The 11051-nt window shown below is 73.1% G+C and carries 12 protein-coding genes; 2 read left to right on the top strand and 10 right to left on the bottom strand.

The features are described from left to right. Positions 1-89 precede the first annotated feature (89 nt). From AB0E96_RS31635 to AB0E96_RS31590, 10 genes are read right to left on the bottom strand one after another with little or no spacing between them, the layout of a single operon-like run. Positions 90-1181 carry a Glu/Leu/Phe/Val dehydrogenase dimerization domain-containing protein gene (locus tag AB0E96_RS31635; RefSeq protein WP_359829215.1) on the bottom strand — a complete coding sequence of 364 codons (1092 nt, stop codon included), beginning with the start codon at positions 1179-1181 and terminating at the stop codon, positions 90-92. Continuing rightward, positions 1178-1393: an MbtH family NRPS accessory protein gene (locus AB0E96_RS31630; RefSeq protein ID WP_359829214.1), complete on the bottom strand. Its 216-nt coding sequence runs from the start codon at positions 1391-1393 to the stop codon at positions 1178-1180. Before AB0E96_RS31630 ends, AB0E96_RS31635 begins: the two co-directional genes overlap by 4 nt. Before the next feature lie 4 nt (positions 1394-1397). Beyond that, positions 1398-2189 (bottom strand): indole-3-glycerol-phosphate synthase, encoded by a 792-nt coding sequence (locus AB0E96_RS31625; RefSeq protein WP_359829213.1) that lies wholly within the window; start codon positions 2187-2189, stop codon positions 1398-1400. Then, complete coding sequence (locus AB0E96_RS31620) at positions 2186-2878, bottom strand: N-(5'-phosphoribosyl)anthranilate isomerase (RefSeq protein ID WP_359829212.1); 693 nt, start codon at positions 2876-2878, stop codon at positions 2186-2188. Before AB0E96_RS31620 ends, AB0E96_RS31625 begins: the two co-directional genes overlap by 4 nt. A gap of 6 nt (positions 2879-2884) precedes the next feature. Continuing rightward, positions 2885-4024: an acyl-CoA dehydrogenase family protein gene (locus AB0E96_RS31615; RefSeq protein WP_359829211.1), complete on the bottom strand. Its 1140-nt coding sequence runs from the start codon at positions 4022-4024 to the stop codon at positions 2885-2887. A gap of 12 nt (positions 4025-4036) precedes the next feature. Further along, entirely contained in the window at positions 4037-4411 is a 375-nt protein-coding gene (locus AB0E96_RS31610) for an ectoine synthase (RefSeq protein ID WP_359829210.1), read from the bottom strand. Between the two features lie 12 nt (positions 4412-4423). Further along, positions 4424-5227 (bottom strand): tryptophan synthase subunit alpha, encoded by an 804-nt coding sequence (gene trpA / locus AB0E96_RS31605; protein ID WP_359829209.1) that lies wholly within the window; start codon positions 5225-5227, stop codon positions 4424-4426. Further along, positions 5224-6306, bottom strand: coding sequence for an anthranilate phosphoribosyltransferase (locus AB0E96_RS31600; protein ID WP_359829208.1), 1083 nt, complete (start codon positions 6304-6306; stop codon positions 5224-5226). Before AB0E96_RS31600 ends, trpA begins: the two co-directional genes overlap by 4 nt. A 2-nt stretch (positions 6307-6308) precedes the next feature. Continuing rightward, complete coding sequence (locus AB0E96_RS31595) at positions 6309-6572, bottom strand: phosphopantetheine-binding protein (protein ID WP_359829207.1); 264 nt, start codon at positions 6570-6572, stop codon at positions 6309-6311. Continuing rightward, positions 6569-8083: an AMP-binding protein gene (locus tag AB0E96_RS31590; RefSeq protein ID WP_359829206.1), complete on the bottom strand. Its 1515-nt coding sequence runs from the start codon at positions 8081-8083 to the stop codon at positions 6569-6571. The genes AB0E96_RS31595 and AB0E96_RS31590 overlap by 4 nt, the downstream gene beginning before the upstream one ends. A gap of 436 nt (positions 8084-8519) precedes the next feature. Between AB0E96_RS31590 and AB0E96_RS31585 the strand changes: the two genes are divergently transcribed. Both AB0E96_RS31585 and AB0E96_RS31580 read left to right on the top strand, forming a co-directional pair. Next, on the top strand, positions 8520-10244 hold the full coding sequence (locus AB0E96_RS31585) for a condensation domain-containing protein (protein ID WP_359829205.1): 1725 nt from the start codon (positions 8520-8522) through the stop codon (positions 10242-10244). Continuing rightward, the gene (locus AB0E96_RS31580; protein ID WP_359829204.1) at positions 10241-11014 is read left to right on the top strand and encodes a condensation domain-containing protein; all 774 of its coding nucleotides are present in this window, start codon (positions 10241-10243) and stop codon (positions 11012-11014) included. The genes AB0E96_RS31585 and AB0E96_RS31580 overlap by 4 nt, the downstream gene beginning before the upstream one ends. Positions 11015-11051: the final 37 nt, after the last annotated feature.

Genomic DNA, 11051 nt, shown 5'->3' with positions numbered 1-11051 from the left:
TCGTCGTTCAGTGACCGACGCCCGGGCGAGGTCCGATCGACGCCCGGGTGCGAGTCGAATCCGCGGTTAACTACCGTTCAGTAGAGATCCTAGGGTCTCAGCTCCTGCACCAGCTCGCAGTTCCGGGCGACCCTGCCGGAGACCCAGTCGCGCAGCCACGCGGACAGCCGCGGGAGCGGCAGGTCGGACGGGGCCAGGCCGGTGAGCACGCACCCGGTCGCCGCCGCCCCGCCGACGTTGACGACCACGTCCGGCAGGACGGTGTGGCCGGCCTCGCGCAGCAGCCGGCGGGCCGGTGCGGTGCAGCTCAGGTTCCCGCCCTCGACCACCAGGCGGGCCCGGACCTCCGGGACCGCCTCCTCGTCGACCGCGGAGGCGGACGCGGCCAGCACCAGCACGTCGGCGTCGACGTGCAGCCACGCCCGCCCGGGCCCGTGGGCCGTGACCCGGGCGGGCAGCCGGCTGCGGTCGATGGTGCCGTCGCTGCTGGTGAGCGCGGTGAGTTCGGCGACGGGCAGTCCTTGCTGGTCCTCGACGGTGCCCCGGACGTCGGCCACCGCCACCACCAGGTGGCCGTGGGCGGCGAGGTGGGCGGCGACCGCGCGCCCGACGGTGCCGAAGCCCTGGATCGCGACGCGCTGCGGGGTCCGCGCACCGGAGGCCCGCAGGGCGCCGAGCACCGCGACGGCCACGCCGTAGCCGGTGATGTCGGCCATGTGGTCCCACAGTTCGGCCCAGCCGACGGTGAGGCGGGTGGTGCCGGGGCGGCGGGTGACGTCGTACCCGGCGGCCTCGAAGGCCAGCCGCCGGTCGGCGTAGGTGGTGCCCTGGTCGCAGCCCAGGTACACCCCGCCGTGCAGCAGGGGGGCCGCGGCGCGGCCGAACCCCCGCATCACCTCCTGCCGTTCGACGGCGGCGTCCGGATCGGGGGCGATGCCGGCCTTGGCGCCGCCGATGGGCAGGCCGACCAGCGCCAGCTTGTGGGTCATCGCCCTGGCGAGCCCGGCCAGCTCCTGCTCGGTCACCGTCGGGGTCATCCTGGTGCCGCCCATGGCCAGGCCGTCGACCATGGAGTCGACGACGACCCAGCCGCGGGCCCGGCACTCCGGGAGGTTCAGGGTGGTGGAGAGCACGGGCGCGGGAGCCGGGCGCGCGCCGTGCGGCGCGAGCGCGGGGCTCACCGCGCACCCTCCTCCGGGACGGACCGCAGGCGCAGGCTGCGGGGGCGCATGTCGGTCCACACGCGTTCGATGTGCGCGAGGCAGTCGTCCTTGGCGCCCCGGACGCCGGCCTCGTGCCAGCCCGCCGGCGTCTCGCGGTCGGCGGACCAGATCGAGTACTGCTCCTCGTCGTTGACGACGACCTTCCACTGCTCGGGTGTCGTGCTGGTCATGCCGTTACCTCCGGTTGTCGGTGCTCGAGGGGTCCGCCGGGCGGCGGAGGGGTGGAGCCGGTTCGTGGCCGGCGTCGGGGCGGGTGCCGCGACGGGCGGCGAGGTGGGTGGCGAGGCGGGCGTCGAGGCCGTCCAGCCAGGCCGGCAGGCTGGGGGCGCGCAGCAGGCCCGTACCGATGAGCACGCCGGCGAAGCCCTCGTCGAGGAGGCGGGCGGCGTCGTCGGGGGAGCGGACGGCCCCGGCGCTGACCGGGCACCGGGTGCCGCCGCGCAGCACCGCGGGCAGGAGCGACGAGCTCCGCCCGAGGTCGCCCGCGCCGCGCTCGCGGTCGGTGATGTCCTTGTTGTTCACCGCGACCACGCACTCCTCGGCGCGCGGTACGCGGCTGATCTCCTCCTCGGTGGTGACCTCGACGAACGGGGTCAGGCCCAGGCGCAGGCCGTGCTCGACCAGGTGGCCCAGGGTGGCGCGCGGCAGCAGCGCGGCGGTCAGCAGGACGGCGGACGCGCCGTTCTCGCGGGCCTCGCGCAGTTGGCCGCGGCGGGTGATGAAGTCCTTCTGCAGGACGGGCAGGTCCGTCGCCTCCACGACCTCGCGCAGCAGCTCCGGGGTGCCGCCGAACCACCGCCCGGTCACCACCGACAGGCAGGGTGCGCCGGCGTCCCGGTAGTCGGCGACCATCCGGGCGGCGGACCTGCCGCCGAACAGGTCGTGCCCGGCGGCGTCCTGGCGCTTGAGCTCCATGATCACCGGTCGGCGGGCGTCCAGCAGCGCCTCGATGAAGGCGGCCGTCATCCGGATCCTCCGGCAGCCCCGGCGCCGTCCGGCACCCGCCAGCCGCGCCGCACGGCCGTGATCCGGTCGGTGCTCAGCTGTCCGTCCGGGTCCCTGGCCGCGGTGTCCACGTCGACGCCCAGGTACAGGGGGTGGTCCACGACCGCCCGGTAGTCCTCCCGGTTGTCGGCCGAGATGCCGCCGGCCAGCAGGAAGGGGCGGGAGAGGCGGTCGGCGATCCCGAGGACGGCCTCGCGGTCGGCCGGTCGCCCGGTACTGCCGATCCGGCCGTCGCCGGCCACCGCGTCCAGCAGGAAGAGGTCCGTTCCCGCCCGCTCGTAGGCCGGGATCAGCGACCGCTCCGCGCGGGTGTCCGCACCCAGGTGCAGCACCTTGACCACGGTGAGGTCCGTGGTGCTCTTCAGGGCGCGGACCAGTCCCGGCGGCTGGTAGCCGTGCAGTTGGACCCACGGCACCCGCCCGGCGCCCGTCGCGGTGCGAATCGCCCCGGCGTCGTCGAGGAAGGTCACGAGGACCGGACGCAGCCGCGCCGTTCGGTGTGCGGCGTGTGCTACCAGAGTGAGTTGACGGAGCGTCAGTTCGGCGCGGCCGCCCGGAACGCCGTGCCACAGGCCGACGAGGTCGGCTCCGGCCCGGTCGAGCGATGCCACGTCCTCGGCCGAGGCGGCTCCGCAGATCTTGAGCAGCATCGGGCGTCACAGTCCCAACATGGCGGCGACACGGTTGCGTTGGATCTCCGAGGTGCCCGAGTAGATCGGGCCGGCGACCGCGTCGCGCAGGTCCTTCTCCAGCCCGTACTCGGCCAGGTAGCCGCTGCCGCCGAAGATCTGCACGGCGGCCAGCGCGGAGGAGAGGTTGCTCTCGCTGGCGAGGAGTTTGCTGACGGCGATGTCCCGCGTGACGTTCTCGCCCGCCGTCAGCCGGACCGCCGTGTCGTAGAGCCACTTGCGCGCGGTGTCCAGGCCGATGCTCATCTCCACAAGCTTGTGGGAGACCGACTGGTACGAGCCGATCGGACTCCCGAACTGGACGCGTTCCTTGGCGTACTCGACGCAGCGGTCGAGCCGGTACCGCATCTGTCCGGTGCTGATGACGAAGGAGCAGAGGATCTCCCACTTCATCACGTGGTCCAGGACCAGGAACCCGGACCCGACCCGGCCGATCACGGCGGACGCGGGGATCCTGCAGTCGTCGAAGTGCAGTTCGCTCAGCGGCGCGGTCCGCAGGCCCATGGTGGCGACGGGCGGCCCGATGACGAGGCCCGGGGTGTCCCGCTCCACGACGAAGGCGGTGACGCTGAGCGGGCCGCTGCTCGGGTGGGTGCGCGCGTACACCACGAACACGTCGGCCACCGGGCCGTTGGTGATGAACGCCTTGCCGCCCCGCAGGACGAAGGCGTCGCCCTCGCGGGTGGCCGTGGTCCTCATCGCCAGCGCGTCGGAGCCGCTCTCGGTCTCGCTGATCGCGTGCGCCCCGATCGTCTCGCCCGAGCAGATCCCCGGCAGGTGGCGCGCCTTGAGCTCCGGCGAGCCGAACCGCTGCAGCGGGACCCCGACGCCGACCAGGTGGGTGGCGACCGAGAAGTTCAGTCCGCCGTCACGGCATCCGGTGCCGAGTCGTTCGAGCACGTGCATGGTGGTGAGCAGGTCCTGGCCCAGCCCGCCCCACTGCTCGTCGAAGGGCAGGCCGAGGATTCCGGACCTCTGGATCAGCTTCCACTTGTCCCACGGGAAGGCTCCTTCGGCGTCCCCTTCGAGGTGGCCGGAGCTGAGCTCCTCGCACCACTGGGCGATCCCCTCGCCCAGGGCGATCTGGTCGTCGTTCCACCTGATCATCTGTCGGTCCCGTCAGTACTCGGAGAACTCGGCGGAGTCGAGGTCGTGGCGTTCGTCGCCGCGCAGCGCGGGCGAGAACACGCACACCAGCCGGAGGTCCTCGTCCGGGCTCGCGATCAGGAAGTGGGCGTCGTTCCGGTCGAGCGCGTACAGGGTGCCCGGTTCGAGCGGGTGGGAGGTGCCGTCGGTGTCCACGACCTCGCCCTTCCCCTCGATGCAGTAGCACGCCTCCAGGTGGCGGCGGTACTCCAGCCGGGACTTGGTGCCGGCGCGGACGGTGGTGTCCGTCATCGTGTAGCCCAGGCCGTCGGACTCGAGCAGGAACCTGCGGCTGAGCCCGTTGCCCCAGTCCACGGTCTTCACGTCGGCAAGGTGTCGAACGATCATCGGGTGTGTCTCCTAGCGGCTTGTCGAATGCGGTGAAACGGTCTGAACGAAGGTGTGGAACTCCTCGACCATGTCGGCCCCTCGGGCGAGGGCGTGCTCGATCCGGGCGACCCCGGCGCTGCCCACGACGACGGCGTCGGCGCCGAGGCCGTGCAGCAGGTCGACGTCCGCCCGGGAGCGGACGCCGAACCCGACGGCGATCGGTACGGCGGTCCGCGGCCGCAGCGCGGTCAGCGCGGCGGCCAGCTCCCGGTGGTCGGCCGTGAGCCCGCCGCCGCTGCGGCCGTAGTGGGCCACCAGGTACAGGTACGCGGTGGCGCACTCGGCGGCGGCGGCCTTCACCTCGGGCGCCGACGCGGCGTAGCAGGTGGCGACCAGGGGCAGCCCCGCCTCCCGCACCGCGTCGAGGCAGCCGGCCCGCAGGCGCGGCGGCAGTCCGTGGACCAGCAGCCCGTGGACGCCGGCGTCGGCGACCCGCCGGACGAAGCCCGGCACGGTCAGCTCCCTGACGGTGTGGCTCCAGTCGGCCAGCAGTGCCACCCGCAGGTGGCGCAGCCGGGGCAGGACCCCGCCGAGGAGGTCGAGCACCTCGTCGAGTCCGACGCCGTCGGCCAGGGCCCGCTGGGCCGAGCGGCGGATGACGGGCCCGTCGGTGGCCGAGTCCGGGAAGGGCACCGCCAGCTCCAGGCAGTCCACCCGGCAGTCGTCGAGCATCCGCAGGACGTCGGCCAGGACGGGCAGCGGGGGGTCCCCGGCGTTGAGGAACACCGCCAGGCCGGGCCGGTCCGGCGGCCGGCGGGCGAAGAACCCGCTCATCGGGCACGCTCCGGCCGGGCGCGCAGGCGGTCGACGAGGTCGCGGGCGGCACCGCCGCGCAGGGCCTCGTCGGCCGCCCGGATCGCCTCCGGCCACCCGTCGATCAGCCCGCTCGCGACGGCCAGTGCGGCGGCGTTCAGGCAGACGGTGCGGGTGGCGGGCGCCGTGCCCGCTCCGGAGAGCACGCCGAGGAAGTGGTCGACCACGTCCTCCCCCTCCCCGGCCGGCCGCAGTCCGGCGATCGTGCCGGTCGAGGTCGAGGTCGAGGTCGAGGTCGAGGTCGAGGTCGAGGTCGAGGTCGAGGTCGCGGCCCCGGGGCCGGTGGCCTCGGGCGGCAGCCGGATCGGGCCGGTGCCGTCGTTGCTGAGGACCAGGTTGTCGACGGAGTCGACGAGCTCGTCGATCCCCAGCCCGTTGGAGCACAGCCAGATCCTCCGGTCGGCGACGGTCGCGGCGACCTCGCCCAGCGCCGGCAGCAGCGAACGGTCCGAGACGCCGACGAGCTGGGCGGAGACCGGCACCGCGGCCAGGAAGGGGCCGACGGAGTTGACGAACCCGCCGATCGTCCGCAGGTCCATCGGCACGATGCTCCGGGCCAGCAGCGCCACCTCCCGCGGGTAGACGAAGTTCCCCGGGAAGGCGATGCCGAAGCGTTCCAGCTGGGCCTCGGTCCGCTCGTACGAGGCGGTCCTTCCGATGCCGAGACGGTCGAGCAGGTCGTGGGAGCCGCACGTGCTCGTGTAGGCGCGGGATCCCGTCTTGACGACGCGGACGCCCAGGGCCGCGGCGAGGAAGGCCGCCGCCGTGGAGATGTTGAAGGTGGCCGGCCCGCCCCCGGTGCCGACGATGTTGGCCGTGCCGTCCAGCCGCGCGGTGACGGCCGGCCGCCGCTCGTCCAGCGAGCGGAGCATCGCGACCAGCGTGTCCCGGTCGGGCATCCGGGTGGACAGCGAGGACAGCAGCGCCACCGACTCGCCCGGCCGGAGGGCGCCGTCCCGCAGCTGGTCCCAGAAGGACCCCCACAGTTCCTGGTCGACGGCGCGGTCCCGGCGGATCAGCGCTCGCAGCACCTCGTGCATGACTAGCGGGCGTCCGTCCGCTGCGGCTGGGCCTGCTCGATGAACCTGCTGATCGAGCCGACGGAGCGGAAGCTGTCCGGGTCGAGGTCGAACTCCTCGACGCGCACGTCGAAGCGGTCCTCCAGCCAAGCGATCGTCTTGAGCAGACCGAGGCTGTCGATGACCCCGCCGTCCACGAGGTCGTAGTCGGAGTCCAGCTCGTCCGCGCCGACGTCGGGCAGGAACTCCTCGATGATGAACTGGGTGACTACCGCGGCGTGGTTCACGTGGCCGTTCCTTCGGTGGGCTGGGAGGGGGAGCAGTCGCGCTCGACGGGCCTGCGGTCGATCTTTCCGGTGGACGTCCTGGGCAGCGGGTCGTCCACGATCCGCAGGGTCGAGGGGACGGCGGTGAGCGGGAGGCGCTGTGCGCAGTGCCGGCGCAGCGCCAGGGAGTTCAGCCGGCTGCCCGGGGCGCGGCGGACCACGCTCCGCAGCAGGCGGCCGGCCACCGGGTCGGGTACGGCCACCACGGCGGCCTCGACGACCTCGGGGTGGTCGAGCAGCACCTGTTCGACCTCGTGGGTGTTGACCCGGGTGCCGCGGACCTTGACCTGGTGGTCGTTCCGGCCTTCCAGGGTGATGCGGCCGTCCTCGTCCCGCCGGACGAGGTCGCCGCTGCGGAAGTAGCGCCGGGTCTCCCCGTCGTGGTGGTGGGTCGCGAACCTGTCCGCGTCCTGGGCCCGGTCCAGGTAGCCGTCGGTCTGGAAGGGCGTCGCGACGTGGAGTTCGCCGGTGCCCGGCCCGGTCACGATCCCGCCGTCGGCGCCGACGATCAGCGCGTGGACTCCGGGCAGCGGACGCCCGATCGGCACCGGACCGTCCGCCGGCTCGGTGCCGTCGACCTCGTGCAGGAAGCTGTCGTTGGTCTCGGTGCAGCCGTAGAGGTTGTGCAGCCGCGCGCCGGGGAACAGGCGCGGAAGCTCGGCCAGGCAGCGGGCGGGCAGGCTGTCGCCGGTGAAGACGACGTGCTCGACGGTGTCGAACCGCCGGCCGCTGCGCGCGGTCCCGTCGACCAGCAGTTGGTAGAACATCGGGACCGCCTGGACGAGTCGGACCTCGTGGCGGGACAGCAGGTCCAGCAGGTGGCCCGGTTGGGTGGCCCGGGCCGGATCGACCAGGACGACGCGGCCGCCGTACTTGAGCGTGGTCCAGACGTCCAGCAGGCACAGGTCGAAGGTGAGCGGGGCGTAGTTGAGGACCGTCGTCCCCCGGCGGATGCCGAACCGCTCGCCGGCCCAGGTGGTGAAGCGGTCCACCGCCCCCGTGCTCAGCGGCACGATCTTCGGCCGCCCGGTGGAACCGGAGGTGGTGAACATGAAGGATGTGTCGGCGGCTCCGGTGGCGCGCGGCGCCCTCGGCTCCGCCCGCCGGTCGGGGGCCTCCGGCCCGGGGGCCGGGGGGCCTTCCGGCGACAGGACGTGCCGGATTCCGGCCCGCTCGGCCGACGCGAGGGAGGCGGTCCCCTCCGCCGTGGGCGCCGGCAGCAGCAGGAAGCGCCGCCCTTCCAGCAGGCAGGCGAGCACGAGGGCGATCGTCGGGGGCGACTTGGCGGCCGGGATGCCGATCGGCTCGTCCTCGTCCGGGACGAGCCGGGCGATCCGCGGGCGCTCCCGCTCGGCCAGCCGGTGGAGTTCGCGGTAGGTCGTCTCCTCCCCGTGCCACACCAGGGCCGGATCGCCGGGGTGGTCGGCGGCGTGCGAGACGAATGAACCTACCAGGCTCTGCTGCTGCGTCATGACTTCTCCGAGTTCATGCGACAGGGTGGGATCCATGGACAACGGATGAGTTCATGCAATGGGTTCACCGATCTTTTTCGGAACAATGAAGGGCCGACACGAAAGGGGCCCATCCGGCCGCCTTCCCGGCGAAAGAAGAATTATCACGTGGTTCACGTCCACGGAAGTGGTGTGCCCGATCGGCACCATGACTGCACGTCAGGATGGGTCTCGCGGCCGGATGCGCGGATGTTAGCCGTCGAGTGCGTTCAATCCGCATAAGGATTACCGGGGTCTGGCGTAAAGATTGTCCTGATGCCTCCGACCCCCTTCCGCGTCTTGCGGAGTGAGACGGGAGCTGCCTACTATCCGCCGTACTGTTCGCGAACCAGCGAATCGGCGAGGGGATTTCCGGGACGCTTATGCGGTCCCGATCGCCGTGAAAGGTGGATCCGTCATGCCTGGCTCCGATCGGAGCGCGTACGCTCCGACCCCGTTGTCCTTCGCCCAGCAACGGCTGTGGTTCCTCGACCGGCTGCGGCCGGGCCGGCCCGACCACAACGTCCCGACCGCGGTCCGGCTGCGTGGCCGGCTGGACCAGGAGGCGCTCGTCCGGGCGCTGACCGAAGTCGTGCGGCGCCACGAGGTGTTGCGCGGCAGGATCGTCGACTCGGAGGACGGCCCGTGCCACGTCACGGAGCCGGTCGGGACCTTCGTGCCGACGGTCACCGATCTGACCGACACCCCGGCGGAGCGGGCCTGGCAGCGGGCCCGGGAGCTGGTGGCAGCCGACCTGGCGACCCCCTTCGACCTCGGGACCGCCCCGATGCTGCGGGCCCGACTGGTCCGCGTCGCGGCCGACGACCACCTGCTGGTCCTGGTGATCCACCACATCGCCTGTGACGGCTGGTCGCTGCCGGTGCTGTGGCAGGAGTTCTCCGCCGCGTACGGCGCCGCCGTCGGCGGTCGGCCGATCGCCCTGCCGGACCTGCCCGTCCAGTACGCCGACTTCGCGGACTGGCAGCGAAGCCACCTCGCCGGAGCGGCACTGCAAGGCCAACTCGCCTACTGGCGGGAGCACTTGTCCGACCTGACCCCGTCGGCCCTCCCGACGGACCGGCCACGCCCCGCGGTGTGGTCGGGTCGGGGCGAGCAGGTCGGCATCGAGATCCCCGCGGAACTCGCCGACCGGATCCGCGTACTGGGGCGCACCCACGAGGTGACGCCGTTCATGACGCTGCTGGCCGCCTTCCAGGTCCTGCTCGCGCGCTGCACGGGGCAGGCCGACGTGACGGTGGGCACCCCGATCTCCGGGCGGACCCGGATCGAGGTGGAGCCACTGGTCGGCTTCTTCGTCAACACGCTCGTCCTGCGCACCGACCTGTCGGGCGACCCCGGCTTCACCGAGGTGCTCGACCGGGTGCGGCGGTGCGCGGTGGACGCCTACGCGCACCAGGACGTCCCCTTCGAGCGGCTGGTGCAGGAGCTGCGGCCCGAACGCGATCTCGGCCAACACCCCCTGTTCACCGTCATGTTCCAGCTGGAGGATCCGCCCTCGATCCCGTCCGGCCTGCCGGGCCTTGAGGTGAGTGCCCATCAGATCCCGAACGAGGTGGCGAAGTTCGACATTGAGGTCTCCCTGACGGACCTCGGCGATCGCCTCTCCGGTGTGATCCGCTACGCCGCCGACCTCTTCGAGCGTGACACGGTGCGGCAGCTCGCCGAGGGCTTCACGGCGCTGCTCGACCATCTCGTCGGCGCTCCCGACCGGCCGATCTCGGCCTGGGGGACCCCGCCCGGCCTCCGGGTGAGCCCCGCCGTTCCCGGCGCTCCCACTCCGCGCCCCGCCGGTCCGCGGCCCGGCGCCGACCGGGCCGGCGCTCCCGCCGCCGGAACCGGGACCGAGACCGAACTCCTCGTGCTGGAGACCTGGGCCGAGGTGCTCGGAGTCACCCCGGACGGTGTGCACAGCGACTTCTTCGAGCTGGGCGGCCACTCGCTCCTCGCCTCGAAGGTCATGTCCCGGCTCGGCCGGGCACTCGACCTCGAACTGCCGGTCGTCCTGCTCTTCTACCACCCGACCGTCGCCGAACTCGCCGACGGCATCGACGCGGCGCTGCTGGCCGACCTCGGCGCCGCCGAGGCGGACCCGCTCCCCGCCGGAAAGGCCCGTCACCCGTGAAGGAACAGCCCAGTCGCCCCGAGCCCAGTCACCCCGAGCCCGGCCCACCGGCCGGTTCCACGCCGGCCGGTACGCGGGCCCTGCTCGATCGACGCGTCCGCGCCGCCCGCGCCAGGGCCGCCGAGGGCGAGCCGGAGGCCGCGATCCCGCCCCGCCCGGAGGGTGAGCGGGTGCCCTCGTTCACCCAGGAACGCATGTGGCTGGTCGAGCGGCTGTCCGACGGCCCGGCGCTGTACAACGTCCACGAGGTCTTCCGGCTGCGCGGCCCGCTGGACGTGGCCGCCCTCGGGCACAGCCTCACCGAGCTGGTGCGGCGCCACGAAGTGCTGCGGACCGCCTTCCCCGAGAAGGACGGGCGCCCCGTTCCCTCGGTCGAGCCGGCCCGGCCGGTCGACCTGCCCGTCACGGACCTCCGGACCGAGCCCGCGGAACGCCGGACGCGGCTGGCCCTCGACCTCGTCCACTCCGAGATCCTGCGCCCGTTCGACCTGGCCGCCGCCCCGCTGCTGCGCGCCTCACTGCTGCGGGTCGACGAGGACGAGCACGTCCTGGTGGTGGTCGTCCACCACATCGCCGTCGACGGCTGGTCGATGCCGCTGCTGTGGGACGACCTGTCGGCGATGTACCGGAGCCGGCTGGAAGGCCGCGAGCACGGGCTGCCGCCCTCGCGGATCCAGTACGCGGACTTCGCCCACTGGCAGCGGTCCCGGATCCCGGCCACGACGGAGAGCGCCAGGGCGGCCAGGATGACCACCCCGGCCACCAGGTAGGCCGTGCCCACCCGGGCCGGCTGGGTGGAGCGGGAGT

Source organism: Kitasatospora sp. NPDC036755, from assembly GCF_040636595.1.
In the GTDB taxonomy this organism is placed as follows: Bacteria; Actinomycetota; Actinomycetes; order Streptomycetales; family Streptomycetaceae; genus Kitasatospora.
This window is presented reverse-complemented; position numbering and strand designations above follow the sequence as displayed.

Coding starts and splice junctions, on each gene's coding strand:
- AB0E96_RS31585 (WP_359829205.1), top strand. CDS start 8,520: ATGCCTGGCTCCGATCGGAGCGCGTACGCTCCGACCCCGTTGTCCTTC.
- AB0E96_RS31610 (WP_359829210.1), bottom strand. CDS start 4,411: ATGATCGTTCGACACCTTGCCGACGTGAAGACCGTGGACTGGGGCAAC.
- AB0E96_RS31625 (WP_359829213.1), bottom strand. CDS start 2,189: ATGACGGCCGCCTTCATCGAGGCGCTGCTGGACGCCCGCCGACCGGTG.
- AB0E96_RS31590 (WP_359829206.1), bottom strand. CDS start 8,083: ATGACGCAGCAGCAGAGCCTGGTAGGTTCATTCGTCTCGCACGCCGCC.
- AB0E96_RS31630 (WP_359829214.1), bottom strand. CDS start 1,393: ATGACCAGCACGACACCCGAGCAGTGGAAGGTCGTCGTCAACGACGAG.
- AB0E96_RS31600 (WP_359829208.1), bottom strand. CDS start 6,306: ATGCACGAGGTGCTGCGAGCGCTGATCCGCCGGGACCGCGCCGTCGAC.
- AB0E96_RS31615 (WP_359829211.1), bottom strand. CDS start 4,024: ATGATCAGGTGGAACGACGACCAGATCGCCCTGGGCGAGGGGATCGCC.
- AB0E96_RS31620 (WP_359829212.1), bottom strand. CDS start 2,878: ATGCTGCTCAAGATCTGCGGAGCCGCCTCGGCCGAGGACGTGGCATCG.
- trpA (WP_359829209.1), bottom strand. CDS start 5,227: ATGAGCGGGTTCTTCGCCCGCCGGCCGCCGGACCGGCCCGGCCTGGCG.